The following is a 233-nucleotide window of genomic DNA, read 5'->3' on the forward strand; positions in this document are numbered from 1 at the left end:
ACGCGTCGTTGATCCACAGCAGCATATTTTTGTTGATTTCAAGCGCGCCAACCCGCAGTTGGACAGGTGTTTCCAGAAAGGCGTGGTACCATCCACTGGTAACCCCGATATTTGCCATCAGCATAGCGACTGCGGCTGCGATGATCAGGATGATGCCTCCCGAGGCGTCGCTACTAAAAAAACGATGCAGATGTTTCACTTTTATTCTCTCTATTGGGTGAATACTTCGTAAT

At 48.5% G+C, this 233-nt stretch carries 1 protein-coding gene; it reads right to left on the reverse strand.

What is annotated here, in order from left to right; all coding sequences use genetic code 11:
• On the reverse strand, positions 1–199 hold a 199-nt coding region (locus FDX22_RS22165), incomplete at its 3' end, for a Na+/H+ antiporter NhaA (protein ID WP_186805433.1).
• Between the last annotated feature and the right edge of the window lie 34 nt (positions 200–233).

Source organism: Citrobacter sp. TBCS-14, from assembly GCF_005280805.1.
GTDB lineage: Bacteria > Pseudomonadota > Gammaproteobacteria > Enterobacterales > Enterobacteriaceae > Citrobacter > Citrobacter gillenii.